Below are 23,962 nucleotides of genomic sequence, written 5' to 3'. Positions count from 1 at the left end.
GGAAACATGTCAGGGATCCTGGTCGGCGAGCTCATCCTCTGGCTGATCGTCGCGATCATCGTGATCGTGGTCGGCGTCTACATCGTCAACTGGCTCTATCACCGCTCCTCCAAGGAGGTGTCGTTCGTCCGGACCGGCTTCCTCGGTGAACGCGTGGTGATCAACGGCGGCGCCTTCGTGCTGCCCTTCATCCACGCCTACACGCCGGTCAACATGAACGTGCTGCCGATGGGTATCGTGCGCTCGCGGCAGGATGCCGTGATCACCCGCGACCGCATGCGCGTCGACGTCGAGGCCGACTTCTATGTCCGCGTGCAGGCGACGCGGGAAGCTGTCTCGATTGCGGCTGCCACACTCGGCCGCCGGACGATGGAGCCGGAGCAGCTGCACGCATTGCTGGCCGGCAAGTTCATCTCCGCGATCCGTTCCGTCGCCTCCGAGATGACCATGGAGGAGATGCACGAACGGCGCGGTGACTATGTCGTGCGCGTCAAGACCAATGCGGCCGAAGCCCTCGCCCAGAACGGTCTGGAGCTGGAATCCGTCGCGATCACCGATCTCGACCAGACCGATCTCGAATTCTTCAACCCCTCGAACCGCTTCGACGCCGAGGGCCTGACCCAGCTGATGCAGGAGATCGAGGCCCGGCGCAAGCTGCGCAACGACATCGAGCAGGACTCGATGATCAAGATCCGCACCCGCAATCTCGAAGCCGAGCGGCAGGCGCTCGAAATCGAGCGCGAGAGCGAAACCGCGCGGCTGGAGCAGGAGCGTGACATCGAGATGCGCCGCGCGCTCCAGCGCACCGAAGTTGCCCGCGAACGCGCGCTGCGCGAGACCGAGGCCGAGCAGGCGCAGATTTCCGCGCGCGAGGCGATCGAACGCTCCCGGATCGCCAATGAGCAGGCGATTGCCGAGGCCCGCATCGCCTCCGAGCGCGAGACCCGCCAGAAGGAGATCGAGCGCACTCGGACCATCGAGGAGAAGGAGCTGCTGGCACGCGAGGAGATCGAGAAGACCCGCATCGCCAACCAGCGCTCGATCGACACGACGCGCATTGCCAGCGAACGCGAAGTCCGTCAGCGCGAGATCGAGCGGATGCGCACGATCGAGGAAGCCGAGATTGCCGCCCGCGAGGCTATCGAGAAGGCACGGATCCAGCAGGACCGCGTCGTCACCGATGCGCGCATCGCCAACGAAGAGGAGACGCGCCGCCGCGAGATCGAGCGCACCCGCGCCGTCGACGAGGCCGAAATCGCCGCGCGCGAAGCCACCGAAAAGGCCCGCATCGCCCAGACGCTGATCGTCAATGTCGAGCGCATCTCCTCCGATGAGCGTACCCGCGCGCTGGAGATCAAGCAGGTCCGCACCATCCAGGAGGCCGAGATCGAGGCGCAGCGCGCGGTCGAAGCCGCTCGGATCACCCGCGAGCGCACGCTCGCCGCCGAGCGCATCGCTGCCGAGCAGAACACGCGACAGCTGGAGATCGAGCGCAACCAGACGCTGGAGGTCGCCGGCATCGCCGCGCGCGAGACCACCGAGGCCTCGCGCATCGCCCAGGAAGAGCGCGTCCGGTCGCTAGAGATCGCCCGCAACCGCGCCGTAGAGGAAGCCGATATCGCCTCCCGCGAGGCGATCGAGGCGGCCCGGATCGCGCAGGAGAAGGCGGTTGCAGCCGAGCGCATCCAGGCCGAGCGCGATACCCGCTCCCTCGAAATCGAACGCACCGGCGTGCTGGAGGCGGCCGAGCTGAAACGACGCGATGCCATCGAGCGCCAGCGCATCGTCGTCGATCTCGCGCTGGAGGCCGAGCGGATCACCTCGTCCAAAAAGCGCGAGGTGCTCAATATCGAGCAGAAGAAGGCGATCGAGATCGCCGACGAGGATCGCGTCATCGCCCTCTCCGCGAAAAAGTCCGAGCGGATCGACGCCGATCGCCAGGTCCGGCAGGCCGAGATCGTCGCCCGCAAGGAAATCGAGACCACGGATGTTTCGCGCGAGCAGGCGCTGGAAGCCGCCCGGCTCGAACGCCGCCGCGCGATCGAGCAACTCGAGGTCGCCCGCGTCCAGTCGCTCCAGGAGGCAGAGATCGCCTCCCGCGAGGAGGTCGAGCGCGCGCGCATCGCCTCCGACCGCGGGCTGGACGAAGCCCGTGTCGGCCGCGAGCGCGAGCTGCGCAAGCTCGAGGTCAACCGCGAGAAGGAGGTCGAGACGGTCCTGATGGAGAAGGCGATCGCCATTCACCAGAAATCGCTGGAAGAGTCCGCCGCCAAGGCCATGGCCGAGGAAGCGCGGAAGCATGCAACAGAAGCCACCGAGCGCGTCATCACCGCGCGCGAGAGCGAGATCGCCAAGCGCCGCAAGACGGTGGAGATTTTGATCGCCGAGAAGCAGGCCGAGGAAACCCGGATTGCCGCCGACGCCGAGCGCGTCCGCGCCACAGTCGAGGCCGAGGCACAGCGCATGCTCAACGAGGCCGAGAACGTGCTCACTGACCAGGCCCGCTACTCGCTGTTCCGCCGGAAGCTGCTTGACCGGATCGAGGGCATCGTGCGCGAGAGCGTCAAGCCGATGGAGAAGATCGAGGGCATCCGCATCCTTCAGGTGGACGGCCTCAATGGCAACGGCGGCGGGAGCAATGGCGGTCGCAGCGCCACCGACGAAGTGATCGACTCGGCGCTGCGCTACCGCGTGCAGGCGCCACTGATCGACTCCATCCTGGCCGACATCGGCGTCGAGGGCGGCAGTCTCTCGAAAATGCCGGGCCTGATCCGCGAGGCCCGCGACATGCAGGGCATCAAGGAGTCCGCACGCAAGGGCGGTGGTGGCGGCGACAAGCCGGCTGCCTCCCCGCCTCCGACCGAAGGTGGCGGCGAACCGCCGGCCGAACGCGGTCCGCGGAAAAAGAGCTGAGGTCTGACCTATGCCCCGCGTCTACGTTTCCACCGTCGTCAATGCACGCAACGACCGCGTCTGGGCACGCGTGCGCGATTTCAACGGTTTGCCGAACTGGCACCCCGCGATCGCCGAAAGCCGCATCGAGGGCGGCGAGCCCTCGGACAAGATCGGCTGCGTGCGCGACTTTCGCCTGCGCAACGGCGACCGCATCCGCGAGAAGCTTCTGGGGCTCTCCGACTACGACATGTTTTGCACCTATTCGATCCTGGAATCCCCGATGGGCGTCGAGAATTACGTCGCGACCTTGCGGCTCACGCCCGTCACCGACGGCGACCAGACCTTTGTGGAATGGACCGCCGAGTTCGACTGCGCACCGGAGCGGGAGACCGAGCTCGTCGGCAATATCGGCGGCGGCGTGTTTCAGGGCGGGTTCGATGCCCTCAAGCGTGTGTTCGGAGGCTGAGTCTCGTGCCGCATATCGTCAAAAGCACCATCCTGGACGCGCCGACCGATGCGGCGTGGGCGGTGCTGCGCGATTTCAACGGGCACGATCGCTGGCACCCGGCGGTCGCGACCTCCGCGATCGAGCGCGCGCATTCTTCTGACAAGATCGGCTGTATCAGGCGATTCAAGCTCAAGGACGGCGCGGAGCTGCGCGAGCAATTGCTGGCGCTGTCCGACCTGGAACAGAGCTTCAGCTATTGTCTGCTCGATACCCCGATCCCGATGTTCAACTACGTCGCCCATGTCCGCCTGCTGCCGGTGACCGATGGCGATCGCACCTTCTGGCACTGGGAATCGCGCTTCACGACCAAGCCCGACGACACCGCCCGTATCACCCATATGGTCGCCGAAGACATTTACCAGGCCGGGTTCGACGCGATCCGCCGCCATCTGAAGGAGGCCGCCTAGATGGCCATCACTGTGAAGACGTTCACCAGCGCCAGCGAGGCAGCCGGGGCCCTGTCCTCGGACCGCAGCGCGCGCTATCTCGGCGGCGGCACGCTGGTGATGCGCGCGCTGAATGAGGGCGACGTTGCGATCTCGACCGTCGTCCGCGCGCAGGACCAGGCGCTGACCCGCATCGATGCCTCCGGCCCGCGGGTCACGCTGGGGGCCGGCGTCACCTTTGCGCGCGTCCTCGCCGAGCGCGACCTCGGCTTCCTGCACGCCCCTGCCCGCTCGATCGGCGGCCCCGCCGTGCGCAACATGGGGACAGTCGGCGGCAATCTCTTTGCGCCAAATCCCTATGGTGATTTCACAGTCGCACTATTGGCGCTCGATGCCACCGTGGCCGTCGCAGGCGGGTTCGGCGCGCGCGATATCCCGATCGAGGAATTCCTGCAGGCTCGCGAGCGGCAGTCGGGGACGCTGGTCCTGTCGGTGTCCTGCACCCGCCCGGCGAGCAGCGAAGCCTTCCGCTATCGCAAAATCGCCCGCATCAAGCCGAAGGGCGGCTCGGTCATCACGCTCGCTGCGCATCTTCCGATCAGCGGCGGCCGGATCGCAGGCGCGCGGATCGCACTGGGTTCGATGGCGCCGACGCAGATCCGCGCCCGCGCCGCCGAACGCGCGCTGGAGGGCCGCTCGCTGGATGCCGCGACCATTGCAGCGGCCGCATCCGCCGCGCCTGAGGGAACAACGCCCTCCGACAATGCGCTTGGCAGCGCGTGGTATCGCCGCGAGATCGTCGGTGTCCATCTGCGTCGCCTGCTCTCGGGACAGGAATAGAGCCCCATGTCGAAAATCCCACTTCAATTTCGTCACAACGGCCGCGACGTCGCGATCTTCGTCGACGGCGGCACCAATCTGCTGGTCGCGCTGCGCGAACTGATCGGCGACATGACGCCCAAATTCGGCTGCGGCCAGGGCGGCTGCGGCACCTGCAGCGTGCTGATCGACGGCGAGCTTCATCTCTCCTGCCTGACACTGGCGGAAACTGTTGCCGGCCGCTCCATCGAGACACTCGACGGCATGAAGCAGGGTCCAAACCTGCATCCGCTCCAGCGCGCCTTCGCCGACAATTTTGCGGCTCAGTGCGGCTACTGCACGCCCGGCATGCTGATGGCCGCAAAGGCCCTGCTCGACCGCAATCCATCGCCCAGCCGTGACGACGTGGTCGAAGCCATTTCCGGCAACATCTGCCGCTGCACCGGCTACGAGCCGATTATCAATGCCATCCTCGCCGCCGCCGGCGGTAGGGTCAGCGCGTAAGGGATCGCGACCATGCTGGAACTGCGCAAGGACATCTTCGCCGACGAGCGCGACGATAATCTGAAGGAAATCGGCAAGGGCACCCAGCGCCAGGACATGCTCGGCCATGTCACGGGCACGTCGAGCTACTTTAACGATCATAAACTGCAAGGCATGCTGCATCTGAAGGTCGTGCGATCGACGCAGGCGCATGCACGGATTCGCCGCATCGACACATCAGAGGCCGAGCGTTCGGCCGGCGTGCGCCGGATCATTCGCGGCGCTGACGTGCCGGTCAATCTCAACACACTTCTCAGCCTGATCAATTTCGGCAAGGACGACGAGCCGTCGCTGGCCGTGGACAAGGTCCGATACAAGGGCGAGCCGATCGTCGCCATCGTCGCCGACAGCGAGCACGAGGCCTTCGAGGCGGTCGCCAAGGTCAAGGTCGACTATGAGCCGCTGCCAGCCGTGTTCGACGTCGAGGACGCGTTGAAACCCGGCGCGCCCGTGGTCAACGAGACCTATCCCAAGAACACCTTCACCTATCACGAGACCTACGACCACCAGAAGCTGCGCTTCGGCGATGCCGACGCGGCGCTTGCGACGGCCGATCATGTGCTCGAGCAGCGCTACCAGATGTCGCCGATCGAGCACGCGCCGACCGAGACCAACGGCGCGATCGCGGCGCCCGACACCAATGGCCGCTATGTCGTGTACACCTCGACACAGGCGCTGTTCTTCTCGGTCGACACCTGCGCCAAGATCCTGGACGTCCCCTCCAACACCTTCCATTTCATCGGCGGCACCGTCGGCGGTGGCTTCGGCGGCAAGGTGGATACCCTGACCGAACCGCTCGCCATTCTCGGCGCGATGCTGACCGGGCGTCCCGTGCGCTACGTGTTCGGTCGCGAGGAGGAGATGCAATACGGCCCGCCGCGCGGCGCCGAGCGAATCTACATCAAGGACGGCGTGATGCGCGACGGCCGCGTCGTCGCGCGCAAGATTCGCGCCTATTTCGACAGCGGCGCCTATACGCGGCTGTCCAGCTACGCCGCCGTGAAATGCGCCGCGCATCTGCCGGGGCCCTACACCATCCCGAACGTCTATGGCGACGTCTACTGCGTCTTCACCAACCGCACACCCGCCACCGCCATGCGCGGCTTCGGCGTCACCGCGATGGATTTTGCCATCGAGTGCCAGATGGACAAGCTGGCGCATCTCGTCAACATGGACCCGATGGAGTTCCGCATCCTCAACGCCTATCGCGACGGCGACATGAAGGCGCACCGGCGCGAGGCGAAGAACACCGCGCTGATCGAATGCGTCCAGGTCGCGGCCGAAAAGGCAAAATGGCCGCTCCGCGAGGAGTTCAAGCGGGCATCCTCGCGCAAGGACGGCGGCGGCAGCCGCGCCGTGATTCCGCCGACACCGACTGATGGGCGCGCGCGACCAGTTGCTCCGGCGCAGCAGCGCACCAGCTATGACCGGCTTCCGCCGACCGTCACCCGCGAACCGCCGCGTGAGCCCCCACCACCGGCTCCGCCGCCGCCTGCGCCACGTCCCACCGCGCCCTCGCATGGCGCGACCCGTTTCTCCTCCGTCTTCGGCACCAGGAGGCGCTAGATGGCCCGGCATCGCGGACGCGGCATCGCGTCGATCAACTATCCCATCGGCATGAATCTCGGCGGCGACCCCAGCCAGGCGCTGGTGCACTCCAACCCGAGCGGAAAGTTCACGGTGGCACTGTCGTCGATCGACCTGGGACAGGGCATGAAGTCAGTGACGCGGCAGATTTGCGCGGAGACGCTCGGCGTGCCGGTCGAGGATGTCTATGTCGACACCGCGGATTCCGACACCGGCCCGCATTGCATGGGTTCGTTCGCCTCGAGGGGCACCCACCGCGTCGGCAACGCCGTGATGGCGGCGGCGCGCGAGGCCCGCGGCGTGATGATGGAGGCCGCCGCCGAGGAACTCGAGGTCAACGCCACCGATCTCGATACCGACGGGCGCGGCAACATCCACGTCAAGGGCGCGCCGCACCGCTCGATCTCGACCAAGGATGTCGCGATCGCCGCACAGTTCAAGCAGGGCAAGACCATCTCCGGCCGCGGCATCTTTCTGGTGCCGCTCTCGAATGTCGATCCGGAAACCGGCGAGATGTCGCCCGCGACCTGCTATGCGCATGCCTGCCTCGTGGCCGAGGTCGATGTCGACGACGAGACCGGCGAGGTCGCGATGGTGCGAATGGATTCCGCCTATGAGCTCGGGCGCGCGCTCAACCCGCGTCTGGTCGAACAGCAGCTCGTCGGCGGTGCCTGGATGGGCGTCAGCCATGCGCTTTACGAGACACCGGAGCCCTATTATCCGGAGCCCATCCACGGCCCACGCGACTTCGTCGAATACCTGATGCCCGGCCCGGGCGACATCTGCCCACATGACATCGCGGTGCTCGAGCGTCCAGCTCCTGACGGCCCGTTCGGTGCCAAAGGTCCTGGCGAGATGTGCGCGAACCCGGTGCTGCCGGCGGTGGCGAACGCGATCTTCAACGCGGTCGGCGTACGCATCGACGATCTGCCGATCACGCCTGAAAAGGTGTTGCGCGCGATAAAGGCCCAGGGCGGCGCGCGGCCCCAGGCGCGGCGCTAGAGGTCTTTTATGGCGGTCCGCAGCAACATCGTCGGCATCGACAGCCCGGAGGCGCTGGAGAAGGCGCTCCGCGCAGCCTATTACCTTGCCGACGAGGGCCTTGCGACGGCCGCCTATCTTGGGCTGGCGCTTGGGAAGCCGCTGTTGCTCGAGGGCGCCCCGGGCGTCGGCAAGACCGAAGCGGCAAAGGCCATCGCCGCCGTGCTCGGCCGGCGCTTGATCCGGCTGCAATGCTACGAGGGCATTGACGCCTCCGCGGCACTCTATGAGTGGAACTACCCGCGCCAGATGCTCGCGATCCGCCAGGCCGGCGACGAGAGCATCGACATCTACGGCGAGACGTTCCTGATCGAACGCCCCATGCTGGCGACGCTGCGCGCGCCTGATTCCACCGTGCTCCTGATCGACGAAATCGACCGCGCCGATCAGGAGTTCGAGGCCTTCCTGCTCGAATTCCTGTCCGACTTCCAGATCTCGATCCCCGAGCGCGGCACGGTGCGCGCCGCTGAGCGCCCCGTCGTTGTGCTGACCTCGAACCGGACACGCGATCTGCATGAAGCTTTGCGTCGCCGCTGCGTCTATCACTGGATCGACTATCCCACCGAAGAGCGCGAAGCGCGCATCGTGATGCTGCGGGCCTCCAGCGTTGCCGAAGCTACCGCCCGTGCCGTCGTCGCAGCCGTCGGCAAGCTCCGGCGCGAGCCGCTCAGCAAGGCGCCCGGCATTGCCGAGGCCGTCGACTGGGCCGAAGCAGCAACGCTCCTCAACAAGGGCGGTGCGCGCTGGCCCGACGCCTTCAGGCGGTCCATCGGCACGGCGTTGAAGGACGAGGAGGATCTGCACTTCATCTCGCCCCGGCTCGACGCGATGCTCGCAGAGGCAACCGCATGAGCACTGATCCCCAGCTCCCGCGCGCCGCGCGCGTCTTTGTGTCGTTCGTTGCATTGCTGCGTGCCAACAGCTTTGCCGTCGCGCCGGAGCAGACCACCGCGTTCCTTACGGCGATCCAGTTGCTAGGCCCGCGCGACCTCGGGGATATCAGGCAGGCAGCACTCGCGACCCTCGCCCCACCGCCCCAGCGCCGTGCCACTTTCGACCGCCTGTTCGATCTCCACTTCCGCGGCAGCGAAGCGCTCGAACATGCCGACGACGGCGAAGACGACGAGACCATCCGGCTTCAGGAAGAAGGCCGCGGCGACGAGGAGCCGCTGCTTTCCGACGATGCGAACGAGTCCGGCCTCACCGCAACGCGCACCGAGGCATTGGTCGAGCGCCGCTTCGCGCAGCTCTCCACGACCGACACGCTGCGCCGCCTGGCGCGCGAGGCCCCAAGGCGCTTGCCGCGACGGCGTGGCCACCGCCGCATGCGCGCCCGCAATGGTCCCTTTGCGGACCTACGCCGTACCTTGCGCGACAGCGTCCGCAGCGACGGCGAGATCCTGCGGATCGGGCGGATGAAGCGGCGCCAGCGCCCGCGAAAATTCCTCCTGCTGATCGACGTCTCCGGCTCGATGAAGAGCCGCAGCGAAGAGAACATGAAACTTGCCCATGCGCTGGTGCAGGCCGCACCCAGTGTCGAGGTCTTCACCTTCGGCACGCGGCTGACCCGCATCACCCGCGCGCTGCGGTTGAAACGCCGCGAGCAGGCCCTGAATGCGGTCGCGCATCTCGTCAGTGACTGGGACGGCGGCACCCGCATTGGCGATGCGCTGCAAGCCTTCCTCGCGGTACCCCGCTTCGGCGGCTATGCACGCGGGGCAGCCGTGGTCGTCGTCTCGGACGGGTTGGAGCGCGGCGAGCCTGACGCCCTGCGCGACGCAGTGGCAAAGCTGTCGCGACGGGCCTGGCGCGTGAGCTGGCTGACGCCGCTCGCGACCGGGTCGGATTTCCGTCCTCAGACCGAAGCGCTCATGGCGATCGCGCGCCATGTCGACGATCTCGTCGATGGCGGATCGAGCGCGTCGATCGTCACGCATATACTGGCACTGGGACGAAGGAGAGTTGCGTGACCGAGATTGTCGACGGGCATCACCATATCTGGCGGCAGGCCGACCTGCCCTGGCTGACCGGTCCCATGCAACCCCGCATCTTCGGACCCTACGAGCCGATCCGGCGCGACTATCCGATCGAGGAATATCTCAGCGACCTCAAGGGCACCGGCGTCAACCGCTCGGTCTACGTCCAGACCAACTGGGCCAACGACCGTTTCGAGGACGAGACGGCCTGGGTCCAGCAGACCGCCGACGAACACGGCTGGCCGCACGCCATCGTCGCCTACGCCAATTTCGGCGTGGACGACGTGCGCCCGCAACTCGACCGGCTGAAGCGCTATCCGCTGGTCCGCGGCGTGCGGATGCAACTGCACTGGCACGAGAATCCGCTCTATCGCTTCGCGGCCCGGCCCGACCTCAGCGTCGATCCCGTGATCCGCCGCAACATTGCGCATCTCGCCAACTACGGCTGGAGTTTTGACCTTCAGGTCTTCACGCCGCAAATGCCGGACGCCGCGCAGCTCGCGGAGTCCTGCCCGAAGGTGACCTTCATCCTTCAGCACGCCGGCATGCTCGAGGATCTCTCATCGGCGGGACGTGCAGCCTGGCGTGCCGGGATGGCCCGGCTCGCGACGTGCCCGAATGTAGTCTCGAAGCTCTCGGGGCTCGGCACCTTCATTCACCGCAACGATCCCGCGCATATCGCCGCATTGGTCATGGACACCGTCGCAATCTTCGGTGCCGATCGCTGCCTGTTCGGCTCCAACTTTCCGATCGAGAAATTATGGACCAGCTACCGCGAGCTCGTCGCCGCGTTCCGCGCGGCGGCCGCGCCGCTCAGTCCAGAGCAACAGGACGCGATCTTCAGGATGACGGCAACGCGCGTCTACCGGCTTTGACAGACAAGAAACAACAGGGAGGGCAAAGAATGGCGCTGGAGATCAAGATTCTGGACTACGGCGATATCGAGCTGGAATCGAGCTTTCTGGTTCTCGGCCGTGATTGCGGCCGCACCCGCCGCGTCCTCACGCTCGGCTTTTTGATCCTCGGCGGCAAGTACCCGGTCGTGGTCGACACCGGCTATCGCTCCAACCAGATCATGGAGACGCTGGGCATGCGCGGCCTGCAGTACCACGAGCACATGATCGAGAACCAGCTCGCGCGCCATGGCGTCCGCATGGGTGACGTCCGCTTCGTCTGCCACACCCACCTGCACATCGACCACGCCGGCAAGGACGATTTATTCCCGATGAACACGACCGTGGTCGTCAACCGCAAGGAGCTCGAATATTCCGTCTCCGGCCTGATGCATCCGCAATATCCTGCGCCCGACATCAAGCATCTGATCGACCGCCTGCATACCAAGAGCGCGTTGCGCCTCCTTGACCTGGAGATCACAGGCCCGATCGAGCTGATGCCCGGCGTCTATTGCGATGCCGCCAACGCCCACACCGAGGGATCGATGAACGTCATCGTCGAGACCGCCGACGGCATCGCCACCATCTGCGGCGACGTGATCTACGACTTCAACGACCAGATCGTCACGCCCTTCAACGAGATCCATGACTGGGAGCCGCGCACCACCGGTAACCACGGCACCAGCAAGCGCGCGGAGAAGGCCTCGATCAAGAAGCTGCTGAGCAATTCGCGCTATCTGCTGCCGGTGCACGACCGTCCGGCCAAGATCGAGGGCGGCAACGTCGTGGGGCGGCTGCACGACCAGGTCCCCGGACCCATCGTGCAGTCCCTGCCCGCACGCAACTGGTTCCCGGCGTGACGTGACCTGAGGATATCGACCGATGACCCACGTCACCTTGCGCTCCGAATTCGAGACGCTGATCGACCCCTACGCGCCGGTCGCGCAGGTCGGGACGGGCTTTGACTTCACGGAAGGGCCGATCTGGCATCCGGTCGATCACTATCTGCTGTTTTCGGACATGCCGGGCGACGTCCGCCGGCGCTGGGATGCACGGCGCGGCGTCGCCGAGGTCAAGCGTCCGTCGAACCAATGCAACGGCATGACCTACGATGCCGAGCTCAATCTGATCGTCTGCGAGCATGCGACCTCGTCGCTGGTCCGTGAACGGCCGGACGGACGGCGCGAGGTACTGGCCTCGCATTTTGGCGGACGGGAGCTCAACAGCCCCAACGATGTCTGCGTGCACTCGTCCGGCACGATCTACTTCTCGGATCCCTGGTATGGCCGCATGCCGGTCTATGGCGTCGAGCGGCCGCGCCAGCTCGGCTTCCAGGGCGTTTATCGCTTGGTCCCCGGCGGTGAGCCGAAGCTCGTCGTGGACCGCAATTTGTTCGACCAGCCGAACGGGCTGTGCTTTTCGCCTGACGAAAAGCTGCTCTATGTCAACGATACCGTGCAGGCGCTGATCCGCGTGTTCGACGTCCACTCCGACGGCACGCTGTCGAACGCACGCGTGTTCGCGAGCGGCATCCGCTCGGAACTGGAGCCCGGCCTGCCCGACGGCATGAAGTGCGACCATCACGGCAATGTCTGGGTCACCGCGCCCGGCGGCGTCTGGGTCTATTCGCCACGCGGGGAGCTGCTCGGAAAAGTGCGCGTGCCCGAGATGGTCGCAAACCTCACCTGGGGCGGACCGGATTTTCGTACGCTGTACCTGACTTCGACGCGTTCGGTCTACGCCATCCCGACCAAGACAGGGCCGCGCCACGAGCCCTATATGAGTGGCAGGCCCGGCAGCGGCGGGACCGCGAGCGCGAGTCCTGTGGCTGCGACGCCGATCCTCACCGACGGTGAGATGCGGCTCGATCCAAACCGCTGCGCCATGATCATCCAGGATCTCCAGAACGACGTCATCATGGATGGCGGTGCCTTCGCCGAATCGGGAGCGCCCGGACACGCAAAGCAGCAGCAAGTCGTCGAGAACGTCCGGCGCTTGGCGGAAGCCGCGCGGACCCGCGGCGTTGCCATCATCCATGTCTGGTTCGTGGTCGAGCCCGGCGCGCCCGGCGTGACGCTGAACGCACCACTGTTCGAGGGCCTCGTCGACAGCAAGGCGATGGTGCGTGGCAGCTGGGGCGCGGCGCCCGTGTCCGGCCTCGAGCCCCGCCCCGGCGATTTCGTCGTCGAGAAGATGCGGATGAGCGCCTGGGAAGGCACTCGCCTGGAAACAATCCTGAAAGCCACCGGCCGCGACATGATCATCAACACCGGCGCCTGGACCAACATGTCGGTCGAGCACACCGCACGCACCGGTGCCGACAAGGGCTATTTCATGATCGTGCCGGAGGATTGCTGCTCGACCATGAACGCCGACTGGCACTCGGCCTCGATCAACTTTGCCATGCAGAATGTCGCAATCGTCACGCGAGCGGACGCCGTGATCAGAGCGCTGGGATGAACGGTGTCAAAGCTTCTGCACCTCTCCTGCTCGCCGCGCACCGACTCCGAATCGAGCGCCGGCGCGGGCGTATTCCTTGATGGCTTTCGTCAGGCGCGACCGGACTGGGATATCGACGTCGTCGATCTCTGGCAGGAGCGGTTGCCGGAGTTCGCCGGTCCCATCGTCGACGCCAAATATGCGCGCATGAAAGCGCAGGCCTTCGACGACGCGCAGCGCAACAGCTTTGCCGAAGCCGAACGGATGGCGCTTCGGTTCTCGCTGGCCGATCGTGTCCTGATTTCGACGCCGATGTGGAATTTCGGCATCCCCTACAAGCTGAAGCACTGGTTCGACATCGTCATCCAGCCCGGTCTGACGTTCCGTTTCGATCCGAACCAGGGCTATCTTCCGCTGCTGAAGGACCGTCCGACCATTGTCATCCTCGCTTCCGGCAGCGACTTTGCCACCGGCATGAACCGCGGCCGCATCGACATGGCGACGCCCTATTTGCGCGAGGCGCTCCGCTTCATCGGCGTCAGCGACGTGCGCTTCGTGCCGATCGGCCCGACCGCAGGCCCGGCCGAACCGATCCGTACCGCCCGCGACACCGCGCACCGCCGTCTCGCCGGCATGGCCAAGCGGTTCTGAGTTGCGTTCACTCGTCGAGAAGCTCGAAGAGCTCCTCGACCCGGTCGAAGGCATCCTCGTGCCCGTTTCCGGCATAGACGACGCGATCTCCATCGCGCTGGAGCGATTTCGCCTTGCTCTTTCGCAACCGCCCCGGGAGGAACGTCGCGGCAACGGCCTCGGGCCCGAGATCGAGCCTGACGATGCCGCGCCGCTTGCAATCGATCCTGAGTCTGGCCGCTGCAAAGAAGTCGCGCGCCTCCGGTGGGAGCCGGCCGAAACGCCGCGAAATCTCCTCCTCCAGATCCTCCAGATCGTCGTCGCTTCGACATCTGGCGGCGCGGCCGTAGATCTCGAGCCGCATCGCGGCCGATTGCACATAACCTTCAGGCAACATGTCGCCGACGGGCAGATTGAGATCGGGCACCCACAGGAAGGCGCCTGAGTCGTTGATTCTTTCCGCGGCGAGCTTCAGCAGATGACTGTACAGTACCGGTCCGAACACCTGCACGTGCCCGGACTGCTGCTCCGAGAACAGATCGCCCGCCCCTCTGAGGTCGAGGTCGCGCTCGCTGATGGCGAAGCCCGCGCCGGGCTTGCTGAACTCTTCCAGCACGGCCAGACGTTTCTCGGATTGCCCCGATGCCGATTCCGTCAAGAGATAGGCGAAGGCGCGCGTGCCGCCGCGCCCCACTCGTCCTCGAAGCTGATGGAGCTGCGCGAGACCGAATTTTTCGGGCCAGCACACCACGATGGTGTTTGCGCGCGGAATATCGAGACCGCTTTCGACGATATTGGTCGCCAGAAGCACATCCGCTTCGCCATCGACGAAACTCATCATGCGGTCGTCGAGCTCGTCGACAGGCATCTTGCCATGAAGACAGACGATGCGGAGGTCGGGAGCCAGCGCTTGCACACGCGTCAGCATCGGCTCAAGATCCTGGATGCGCGGGCAGATCAGGAAACTCTGTCCGTGCCGCCGCCGCTCGCGCAGCAGTGCTCCGGCAATGGCCGCATCCGACAGCGGCGCGATCTTGGTCACGATCGGAAGCCGGTGAACGGGCGGCGTCGCGATCACGCTGAGATCGCGGAAGCCTGCAAGGCCCGCAGCGAGCGTACGCGGGATCGGCGTCGCGCTCATCCAGAGCGTATGCGCGTTCTTCGCGATGCCTGAAAGCTTGGCCTTCTCCGCCGCCCCGAAATGCTGCTCTTCGTCGATGATGACGAGTCCGAGAGCGGCGAACTTCACATCTTTTCCAGACAGCGCCTGCGTGCCGACCACGATCTTCAGCCGGCCGCTTCGCAAGCCCTCTTTGGTCTCTCGCGTCTCCGGCCCCGAGGTCGCTCGCGACAGGCTGCCGACCTCGATGCCGAGCGGACCGAAGCGCTTGCGGAAGGTTTCGACGTGCTGCCGCGCCAGCACGGTCGTCGGCACCGCGATCGCAACCTGTTTCCCCGACAGCGCCACGGCAGCGGCCGCGCGCAGCGCCACCTCGGTCTTGCCAAACCCGACGTCGCCACAGACCACCCTGTCCATGGGATGGCCTGCCGCGAGATCATCGAGCACGTCCTGAATGGCCTTCGCCTGGTCCACCGTCGTGAAATACGGAAAGCGCGCGACGAACCTCTCATAGAGCGGCCCTGGCGCAACCAGTTTCGGCGCGCGGCGGCGCTGGCGCTGGCTGATGTGTTTTGCGAGCGCCTTGGCGGCGACCTGAATTTCAGCTTCGGCCTCGGTTCGACGCGCCCACCATGTGCTGCCGTCGGCCTTGTCCCGCGCCAGCTTCCCCGGCTCGGCCGCATACGGCCAGATCTGGGCAAGATCGGCCGGCGGCACGAGCACCGCGTTGTCCTGCGCGAACGCAAGCCGGACCATCTCGCGCCGCGATCCCTTCCCCATGTCGAAGGTCTGCAAGCCGTCGAGCAAAGCAAGGCCGCGTTGCAAATGGACCACCGCCGCGCCGCGCTCCGGCACGTCCGGATGTTCGAAGGCAGCCGTCCACGTCCGCGCCATCGGCTGCGGATGATGCGCCCTGCTGCCGAGCACGTCGGACGCCGTCACGACGACCAGCGGCTTGCGTCCCGTTCCGACGAAACCGGCATCGAAGTCGGCGAGCAGCGCCGTATCGCGATCGCCGTCCTTGGTCGCCTCGTTCCAATCGGCGCAGCGCTCCGCCTTGATGCCGCTCATCCGCTCCATCGCGCGAAGGTCATCCTCGACCGCTGCGACGAACAACAGCTGAGAGCCCGCGCTCTGCATATCCGCGATGAAGCCGCGGAGGATCTTTCGCGGCGAGGCGGCCTTGGAGAAATCCGGTGTCGGCGTAAAGGGCGACTTTTGCGGCAGCACGCTCATGCGCTTCTTCAGCCGCTTCCACTCGTCGCGTCCGAGATATTCGCGCTCGGCATCCCTGCGTCCGGCCGCCTCCTCGATCGTGCCCATCCAGCTGTCGGCATGGCCCGGCACGCCGGCATCCACGATCCAGCGCGCGCGATCGCAATAATCCGGCAGCGTCGCCCGCGCTCCACGCTTGCCCCCGAACGCGATCTGTTCGGACATCGGATCGATCAGCAATTCCTTGGTCTCATAGAGGACCTCATGCTCGATCGGATCGACGGCGACGATTTTGCGCAAGACATTGTCGGAATGCTCGATCCTGAACGGACCGAGCGCGCCGGCGGGAAATACCTCGAACGTCTTGCCATGGAACAGGACGCCGCCCGGATATTCCGCCTCTTCGTCGAGATCGTAACCGAGTGCTTCCAGGCGGGGCTCCAGCTCGGCTTCCGAAAAGGCGCCGCCGACCTTCAGGCTGAGGCTGGTCTTCGACCAGCTCGCCGGCAGCGGCAGCCGTTCCATGATCGCTTCCGCCGTGGACACGAGGAACACGGGCTTCTTGGTCCTTGCAAGGCGCCGGAGCACCGCGCTGCGTCGCCCGGCGATCTCGCGTGACGGCTCCAGACCGTCGAACGGCAGATTGTTCAGCCGCGGGAACACCAGCACATCGACCGACGGATCGAGCGCATGGATCACACCGCCCAGCCGTTCCGCCCGGCTCTCGTCGTCGCAGAGAAACACGAGACCGTCGCGGCCAGACCTCTCCCACTGCTCGCGCAGATGCAGCGCCAGCATGCCGAGCGGCGAAGAGGAGGAGACCGTGGAACGCGATGAGCTCTTGCTCTTCGAGTCCTTGCTCTTTGAACCCTTGCTCTTGGAGCTCTTGGTCTTCGAGCTCTTGGTCTTCGAGCTTACGCTCTTCGAGCTTTTGCTCTTTGCCTTTTTCGCGCCGGTCGTGGCCCGGGCTTTCCTGGTGGGCGCCAATGTGTATCCAACTTTGTTTCGTAAACAGAGGCGTGCGACGGCGAGCCCTTCCGCAGAGCTCCGTCGATCACACAAATCGGGCCTAGGCGCCCGGTGACGTCATTACAATTTCGCGATTGCGTTGGAAAGCACGGAAGCAGGCCCGGCGGGAAGTCTGCACGGCAAAATAAGGCCTATTGCAGGACCTTCGGCAGCACCACGACCACGTCGACGCTCTGCCCCAGGACCTGCGTTGCAACCAATGCGAGATGATGCGAGAACTCGTCCTCGATCTCGGACGCGCAGTCTTCGTCCCTGGCAATCGCAAACAGCAGGTTGCCGTCGACTTCGTCGAATCGAATACCGGCAAAAATGCGATCAAACGTCTCGGCGCCCGCGATGAACGCGATTCGCGCCTGGATGGCCTGGTCTTCGATGAGGGACAGTTTCATCATAGAAGGGAACATGGGGGTACACGCCCTAAATGCAAGAGCGGAAGCGCGCTGGCGCAGCCAGCCGGGCGAACTATATTCATCGTATCAACCCGACTGGCCGCGCCCGCCCTTGAGGAAATTCTTGATCCTGTTCCTGCTGCTGATTGTCGTGCCGATCACCCTATCGGCCGGGCGCTACTATCTGTTCGGCGATGGCCGCGGCAATTGGCAGACGGCGGATCGCTCCAGTGCGGGCCTGCTGCCGCCGGCCTCGGCCAATCCGGAGGCGCTGATCCGGGTCTTTGCGGCACGTACCGTGCGGTGGCGCAGTATCTTTGCCGTCCACACCTGGATCGTCGTCAAGGAAAAGGGCGCGGCGACCTACAGCCGATACGACTACACGGCCTGGGGCGACCCGATCCGCAGCAACGGCTTTGCGCCCGATGGCCGCTGGTTCGGCGCCATGCCCGAAACCGTCGTGGCGGTCGACGGCGTACGGGCCGAGGAGCTGATCCCCAAAATCCGCCACGTCGTCGAGACCTACAAGTTCCGCGCCTATGGCGATTACAGCGCCTGGCCGGGACCGAATTCGAACACCTTCGTGCAGGCGGCGCTGGACGCCGTTCCCGAGCTTCGTGCGGTCCTGCCCCCGACCGCCGTCGGCAAGGATGATCCCTATAGCGGACGCTGGGCCGGCATCACGGCGTCCGGCACCGGCCTCTATGCTTCGCTGTCGGGCTATCTCGGCATGACGGTCGGCTGGGTCGAGGGGATCGAGATCAATTTTCTCGGCGCCGTGCTTGGCGTCGACATCCGAAGGCCCGCGCTCAAGCTGCCCGGCATCGGTCGCCTCGGTGTCGCGGCCGGCGCGTAAGATCCAGGGCTCTCTCCTCGTCATTGCGAGCGCAGCGAAGCAATCCAGAGTCTTTCCGCGGAGGGATTCTGGATTGCTTCGCTGCGCTCGCAATGACGGAGTGTGAGGCGACATCCTGATTCTCCAAGCACCACTGTCATTCCCCGCGAAGGCGGGGAATCCAGTACGCCGCGGCGTATCGATTCGATCACTCCCGTCTCGGAGTACTGGATCGCCCGGTCAAGCTGGACGATGACAGCGAGTGTTGGGTTGCAGACATGCATATTCATCCTCGCGGCGCGTTTCGCCCGAGCTTTGATTGGTCGTTTCGCCCTCATAACCAAGAGGGCGCAGGGAAGGCCGGGTGCCAGCTAGCACCCGCGGTCTGCTGCGCAATAGGCACACGCAGAAGAACCGCACAGCAGCATACAGGTGGAGCCGTCACTCGGCCTTCCCTGCGCGATGGTCGGACGGCTTATGCCGTGCTCTCCCGGGAGCCGAACTTTCCCTCTGGCCTCCCTCGCCCCGCGAATTGACGATGCCGTCTGCCCGGTTGGGCTCGCGCACATCTCCGCGAAAGGCTTGACCGTAGCAACGACGGCCAGGACCACACGGTTTTGCCGTACGCACGGCCCGCCTTTTCGCCGCAGTATTTCCAGCCCTGTCGACGGAGCCGGAAACTTACAAACGAGACGAAGCCTGACAGCGCCGTTCGTCCGCACGCGGTTTCGAGCTCACAGGGACTACCCGCACTGCCCGTACCATTTCGTGCCGACGCTGCCGCGTCCACCGCAAGCCCGGCTCGCGAACAAGACGACTCGAGATCGCCCCTCAAGGAGGAGCCGGGATGCGCGACACATACGCCGTTTCCGAATTTCGGTAAAGCGGAATATTTTTATCGAGAGGGGTTGACGGGGTGAAGGGTGTTTTGCCCGACGGGTCAAAGCCCCGACGATTGGATCGCGCCCTGCTAACTCCCCAGCGCCGGAATGTTCTCTCGAAAAATGATCTCGCTGCGCGGCGCCTCGATGCCGTGCATGGCGCTACGGCCGGCGCGTAGATTGTCGAAGATGCCGACGCAGCTCATCATCGTGTTGAGCTGATTTTGGGTGATCACGGCGTCCATGGTGCCGTCAAGCAGGAAGCCCCGTGTATCCGAGGTCAGGCCATGACCGATGAAGACCACGTCGCGCTCCCGGTTGGTTTCCTTCAGCGCGCGGGCGACGCCATCGGCGGCGCCACCGATGTTGTAAATTCCGGCCAAATCCGGATGCTGGTTGAGCAGCATCCGCGTCTGGCGATAATTGCGGTCGGCATCGTCGAGGCCTTCGCGCAGGCCCACGACCTTGATGGAAGGGAATAGTTCCTCGAAGACGTGCAGAAATCCCATTTCGCGTTCTTCATGCGCGCGGTAGCTGCGGCTGCCCGCGATCATCGCCACCTTGGCCGTCCGCTCGCCCAGGAAGCGCGCGATCAGATAGCCCACGGTGCGCCCGATCGAGCGATTGTCCAGTCCGATATAGGCGGCGCGGCGCGCGTTCAGGATATCCGAGATCAGCGTCACCGTCGGCACGCCGTGCTCCGCCAGTCTGTCGACAGCCTCCCTCACGACGGGATGCTCGAGCGCCATGAAGGCGACGCCGTCGGCCTTGTCACGGGACCGCCAGAGCTGGCGTGCCAGCAGGTCCGGATTGAAGCTCTTGATGGTGTCGACCTGGCAATGGACGTTGAAGGGTGCGAGCCGGCCGTCGGAATGCGCGATCAACTGCCCAAGGGTGGACAAGAAACGGTTGGTGCCCGACGGCAGCAGGAACAACAGCCGCATCGGCTTCGGCCGCATCGCTGCGACCAGATTCTCGGCCGGCATGTAGTCGAGCTCGGACGCGGCGGCGAGCACGCGCTGCTGCGTCATCGCCCGGACACCCGGCCTGCGATTGAGCACGCGGTCGACGGTCGCCGTCGAGACGCCGGCGCGCCGCGCCACATCGACGATGCGGCTCAGCGAGGGGGCTGCCGGTTCGTCCATCTCAGGGCTCAAACGTCAAATACATCAGAAACCATCATCTTTATCATTTGACACCGTAGCGCTATGTCGCAATTTAAGCATCAATATTGTCTCAGAAACATCAAATAACATCAAATATCCGTTGGAGGAGAAGCCCATGTCCCTGACCCGTCGGCGTGCCCTGCAAGCCCTGTCCGCCCTGCCCGCGGCGGGCCTGATCGGCGGCCTCGCGCGCCCGGCCCGGGCAGCCGAGTTCTCGCTGAAATACGGCAACAACCTGCCGCTGACGCACCCGCTCAACATCCGCGCCCAGGAAGCCGCCGACCGCGTCGCCAAGGAAAGCAATGGTCGGGTCGAGATTGCCATCTTCCCGAACAATCAGCTCGGCGGCGACACCGACATGCTCGCCCAGGTGCGAAGCGGTGCGCTGAACTTCTTCACGCCCTCCGCGCTCGTGGTCGCGACCCTGGTGCCGGTCGCCGCGATCAACGCCGTCGGCTTTGCCTTTGCCGATTACGATCAGGTCTGGAAAGCGATGGACGGGCCGCTCGGCGCGCATGTCCGTGCCGCCATGGCCAAGGTCGGCCTGCATACGTTCGAGAAGATGTGGGACAACGGCTTCCGCCAGATCACCAGCGGCGCCAAGCCGATCGAAAGCGCCAAGGACATGGACGGGCTCAAGATCCGCGTGCCCGTGTCTCCGCTCAGCATCTCCATGTTCAAGGCGCTCTCTTCCTCGCCGACCAGCCTGCAATTCAGCGAGGTCTATTCGTCGCTCCAGACCCGCATCGTCGATGCGCAGGAAAATCCCCTGCCGATCATCCAGGTGGCGAAGCTCTACGAGGTGCAGAAATACTGCGCCATCAGCAACCACATCTGGGACGGATTCTGGTTCATCGCCAACGCCCGCGCCTTCAACGCCCTTCCCGCCGACCTCAGGACCATCGTCAGCAACGCCATCAACGACGCCGGGCTGAAGCAGCGCGAAGACATCAGGGCGTTCAATGCGACCGTACAGACCGATCTTCAAAGCAAGGGCATGAACTTCACCAGGCCCGCGCCCGATACGTTCCGCGCCAAGCTGCGCGATGGCGGTTTCTACGGCGAGTGGAAGGGCCGCTTCGGCGACGAGACCTGGGCGCTGCTCGAAGGCGCCGTCGGCAAGCTGGCCTGAGCGCGATGACCATCGCAGAGCATCGGATGACGGACTATCTGGAGGCGGAATCTCACCCCGCCTCCCATGCGAACGCGCGCACGTCCGCGCGTGCGTTCGGCACGGTCGACCGCTGGCTCGGTTCAGTGGTCGAGACGGCCGCCGCCGGCCTCGTACTGGCCGAGATCGGCATCATGCTCGCCGGCGTCATCATGCGCTACGTCTTCCACAGCCCGCTGATCTGGTCGGACGAGCTGGCCTCGATCCTGTTTCTCTGGCTCTCGATGCTGGGCGCGGTGATCGCGCTGCGCCGGGGCGAGCACATGCGCATGACGGGGCTCGTCAGCCATGTCGGCCCAGGCGCGCGCGCCTTTCTCGACACGATCGCGGCGGTGGCCCCGCTCGCCCTGCTGGCGCTGATCCTCCACCCCGCCTTCGACTATGCGAGCGAGGAACAGATCATCGTCACCCCCGCGCTGGAGATCAGCAATGCCTGGCGCGCGGCCGCAATCCCCGTCGGGATGACGCTGATGACGATCGTCGCCGCGATCCGGCTTGCGACGCATCACCGGCCCGCCCTGATCGTCGCCGCCTTCATCACCACCACGATCCTGATCGCGGCATTCTGGCTTGCGGGACCGCTGCTCGCTCCGCTCGGGCGCTATAACCTCATCATCTTCTTCGTCGGCGTGGTCGCGGCCAACGTGTTCGCCGGTGTGCCGATCGCCTTCTCCTTTGCGCTCGCGACCTTCGGCTATCTGGCACTGACGACGAGCACGCCGATGATGGTGATGGTCGGCCGTCTCGATGAGGGCATGTCGCACCTGATCCTGCTCGCGGTGCCGCTGTTCATTTTCCTCGGCGCGCTGATCGAGATGACCGGCATGGCACGGGCCATGATCCAGTTCCTGGCGAGCCTGCTCGGTCATGTCAGGGGCGGACTGTCCTATGTGCTGATCGGCGCCATGTACCTGGTCTCCGGCATCTCCGGTTCGAAGATTGCCGACATGGCCGCGATCGCACCGGTGCTGCTGCCGGAAATGCAGCGGCGCGGTGCCAAGCCCGGCGATCTTGTCGCGCTGCTGTCGGCCACCGGTGCGCAGACCGAAACCATTCCGCCGAGCATCGTGCTGATCACCATCGGTTCGGTGACCGGCGTTTCGATCGCCGCGCTGTTCACGGGCGGGCTGCTGCCGGCCCTGGTCGTGGGCACCGCGCTCTGCGTGGTGGTGTGGCGGCGCTACCGGCATGAGGATCTCAGCCATGTGCGGCGCGCCTCGAAGCGCGAGATCGCAAAGCTCACGCTGGTCGCCCTGCCCGCGATCCTGCTGCCCTTCGTGATCCGCACCGCGGTGGTCGAAGGCGTCGCCACCGCCACCGAGGTCTCGACCATCGGCATCGCCTACGCCGTGCTGATGGGCCTTCTGGTCTACCGGCAGTTTCCCTGGCGGCGGCTGAAACCCATGCTGATCGAGACGGCCTCGCTGACCGGCGCGATCATCTTCATCATCGGCTGCGCCACGGCGATGGCCTGGGGCCTGACGCAATCCGGCTTCTCGCAGCAACTGGCGAAAGCAATGGCCGCGATCCCGGGCGGCGCCTATGGCTTCCTCGCCATCTCGATCCTGGCCTTCGTCGTGCTCGGCAGCGTGCTCGAAGGCATTCCGGCCATCGTGCTGTTCGGCCCCTTGCTGTTTCCGATCGCCAAGCAGGCCGGCGTGCATGAAGTGCATTATGCGATGGTCGTGATCCTCGCGATGGGCATCGGCCTGTTCGCGCCGCCTTTCGGCGTCGGCTATTACGGCGCCTGCGCCATCAGCAAGATATCGCCGGACGAAGGCCTCAAGCACATCTGGGGCTATGTCGCCGCGCTGTTCATCGGTCTCGTCGTCGTCGCTGCCGTGCCGTGGCTGTCGATCGGCTTCCTCAAATTCTGAACACAATGGGAATGAAGCAATGAGCCGTTTTTTTGGCGAGATCCGGCAAGCCGGCTACGTCGTCGACGACATCGAGAAGGCCATGGACTATTGGAGCCGCGAGCTCGGCATCGGGCCGTGGTTCTACAATCCGCGCGTTCCGATCGTGAACTACCATTATCGCGGCAAGGCCTATGAGCCGCATAATTCGGTGGCGCTGGCCAATTCGGGGCCATTGCAGATGGAGTTGATCCAGATCCGCAACGATGCGCCGTCGATGTATGCCGATTTCCTGAAGGCAGGGAATAAAGGCTTGCAGCACGTCGCCTACTGGACCGAAGATTACGATGCCGATCTGGCGCGCCTCGAGGCCGAGGGCTTCAAGCCGGTCATGAGCGGCGAAGTCGGCGCGCGCGGGCGCTTCGTCTATTTCGACACGGAATATCATCCGGGAACGGTGATCGAATTGTCCGAGGTCGCAGGCCCCAAGGGCAAGATGTTCGACCTGATCCGCGCCGCCGCCAAAGACTGGGACGGACGCGACCCGGTGCGACCGTTCCCCGATCTGACCAAGCTTTGATCC

General features: G+C 65.2%; 20 protein-coding genes. 17 read left to right on the top strand and 3 right to left on the bottom strand.

The window, feature by feature from the left end; translation table 11 throughout:
• The first annotated feature begins 6 nt into the window (after positions 1–6).
• Genes AB7532_RS13080 through AB7532_RS13020 form a run of 13 tightly spaced genes read left to right on the top strand, consistent with a single transcriptional unit; the run spans position 7 to position 13,738 of the window.
• Positions 7–2,913: a flotillin domain-containing protein gene (locus AB7532_RS13080; protein ID WP_441235197.1), complete on the top strand. Its 2,907-nt coding sequence runs from the start codon at positions 7–9 to the stop codon at positions 2,911–2,913.
• 10 nt (positions 2,914–2,923) lie between these two features.
• On the top strand, positions 2,924–3,361 hold the full coding sequence (locus tag AB7532_RS13075) for an SRPBCC family protein (RefSeq protein WP_015686997.1): 438 nt from the start codon (positions 2,924–2,926) through the stop codon (positions 3,359–3,361).
• 5 nt (positions 3,362–3,366) lie between these two features.
• A complete protein-coding gene (locus tag AB7532_RS13070) occupies positions 3,367–3,810 on the top strand; it encodes an SRPBCC family protein (RefSeq protein WP_441235196.1) in 444 nt (147 codons plus the stop codon).
• Positions 3,811–4,629 (top strand): FAD binding domain-containing protein, encoded by an 819-nt coding sequence (locus AB7532_RS13065; RefSeq protein WP_441235195.1) that lies wholly within the window; start codon positions 3,811–3,813, stop codon positions 4,627–4,629.
• A gap of 6 nt (positions 4,630–4,635) precedes the next feature.
• Positions 4,636–5,112, top strand: a complete 477-nt coding sequence (locus tag AB7532_RS13060; RefSeq protein WP_441235194.1) for a (2Fe-2S)-binding protein — start codon at positions 4,636–4,638, stop codon at positions 5,110–5,112.
• 12 nt (positions 5,113–5,124) lie between these two features.
• A complete protein-coding gene (locus AB7532_RS13055; protein ID WP_441235193.1) occupies positions 5,125–6,717 on the top strand; it encodes a xanthine dehydrogenase family protein molybdopterin-binding subunit in 1,593 nt (530 codons plus the stop codon).
• The gene (locus AB7532_RS13050) at positions 6,718–7,740 is read left to right on the top strand and encodes a xanthine dehydrogenase family protein molybdopterin-binding subunit (RefSeq protein ID WP_441235192.1); all 1,023 of its coding nucleotides are present in this window, start codon (positions 6,718–6,720) and stop codon (positions 7,738–7,740) included.
• A gap of 9 nt (positions 7,741–7,749) precedes the next feature.
• Entirely contained in the window at positions 7,750–8,631 is an 882-nt protein-coding gene (locus AB7532_RS13045) for an AAA family ATPase (RefSeq protein WP_441235191.1), read from the top strand.
• Positions 8,628–9,749, top strand: a complete 1,122-nt coding sequence (locus AB7532_RS13040) for a vWA domain-containing protein (RefSeq protein WP_441235190.1) — start codon at positions 8,628–8,630, stop codon at positions 9,747–9,749. The genes AB7532_RS13045 and AB7532_RS13040 overlap by 4 nt, the downstream gene beginning before the upstream one ends.
• Positions 9,746–10,630 carry an amidohydrolase family protein gene (locus AB7532_RS13035; protein ID WP_441235189.1) on the top strand — a complete coding sequence of 295 codons (885 nt, stop codon included), beginning with the start codon at positions 9,746–9,748 and terminating at the stop codon, positions 10,628–10,630. The genes AB7532_RS13040 and AB7532_RS13035 overlap by 4 nt, the downstream gene beginning before the upstream one ends.
• Positions 10,631–10,659: 29 nt before the next feature.
• The gene (locus tag AB7532_RS13030; RefSeq protein ID WP_441235188.1) at positions 10,660–11,508 is read left to right on the top strand and encodes an N-acyl homoserine lactonase family protein; all 849 of its coding nucleotides are present in this window, start codon (positions 10,660–10,662) and stop codon (positions 11,506–11,508) included.
• 22 nt (positions 11,509–11,530) lie between these two features.
• Positions 11,531–13,108 (top strand): isochorismatase family protein, encoded by a 1,578-nt coding sequence (locus AB7532_RS13025; protein ID WP_441235187.1) that lies wholly within the window; start codon positions 11,531–11,533, stop codon positions 13,106–13,108.
• A gap of 3 nt (positions 13,109–13,111) precedes the next feature.
• Positions 13,112–13,738: an FMN-dependent NADH-azoreductase gene (locus AB7532_RS13020; protein ID WP_441235186.1), complete on the top strand. Its 627-nt coding sequence runs from the start codon at positions 13,112–13,114 to the stop codon at positions 13,736–13,738.
• A gap of 7 nt (positions 13,739–13,745) precedes the next feature.
• Here AB7532_RS13020 and AB7532_RS13015 read toward each other — a convergent pair whose 3' ends face one another.
• Complete coding sequence (locus AB7532_RS13015) at positions 13,746–16,850, bottom strand: DEAD/DEAH box helicase (protein ID WP_441239260.1); 3,105 nt, start codon at positions 16,848–16,850, stop codon at positions 13,746–13,748.
• 362 nt (positions 16,851–17,212) lie between these two features.
• On the bottom strand, positions 17,213–17,473 hold the full coding sequence (locus tag AB7532_RS13010) for a hypothetical protein (RefSeq protein WP_441235185.1): 261 nt from the start codon (positions 17,471–17,473) through the stop codon (positions 17,213–17,215).
• Between the two features lie 121 nt (positions 17,474–17,594).
• On the opposite strand from AB7532_RS13010, the gene AB7532_RS13005 reads away from it, so the two are divergent.
• Positions 17,595–18,326, top strand: coding sequence for a DUF3750 domain-containing protein (locus tag AB7532_RS13005; protein WP_441235184.1), 732 nt, complete (start codon positions 17,595–17,597; stop codon positions 18,324–18,326).
• Between the two features lie 949 nt (positions 18,327–19,275).
• Here AB7532_RS13005 and AB7532_RS13000 read toward each other — a convergent pair.
• Entirely contained in the window at positions 19,276–20,331 is a 1,056-nt protein-coding gene (locus tag AB7532_RS13000) for a LacI family DNA-binding transcriptional regulator (RefSeq protein ID WP_441235183.1), read from the bottom strand.
• Between the two features lie 136 nt (positions 20,332–20,467).
• Between AB7532_RS13000 and AB7532_RS12995 the strand changes: the two genes are divergently transcribed.
• From AB7532_RS12995 to AB7532_RS12985, 3 genes are read left to right on the top strand one after another with little or no spacing between them, the layout of a single operon-like run.
• Positions 20,468–21,484 carry a TRAP transporter substrate-binding protein gene (locus tag AB7532_RS12995; RefSeq protein ID WP_441235182.1) on the top strand — a complete coding sequence of 339 codons (1,017 nt, stop codon included), beginning with the start codon at positions 20,468–20,470 and terminating at the stop codon, positions 21,482–21,484.
• 5 nt (positions 21,485–21,489) lie between these two features.
• Complete coding sequence (locus AB7532_RS12990; RefSeq protein WP_441235181.1) at positions 21,490–23,400, top strand: TRAP transporter large permease; 1,911 nt, start codon at positions 21,490–21,492, stop codon at positions 23,398–23,400.
• Between the two features lie 19 nt (positions 23,401–23,419).
• Complete coding sequence (locus tag AB7532_RS12985) at positions 23,420–23,959, top strand: VOC family protein (protein WP_441235180.1); 540 nt, start codon at positions 23,420–23,422, stop codon at positions 23,957–23,959.
• Positions 23,960–23,962 lie beyond the last annotated feature (3 nt).

The sequence above is a fragment of the Bradyrhizobium sp. 930_D9_N1_4 genome (assembly GCF_052076015.1).
GTDB lineage: Bacteria > Pseudomonadota > Alphaproteobacteria > Rhizobiales > Xanthobacteraceae > Bradyrhizobium.
This window is presented reverse-complemented; position numbering and strand designations above follow the sequence as displayed.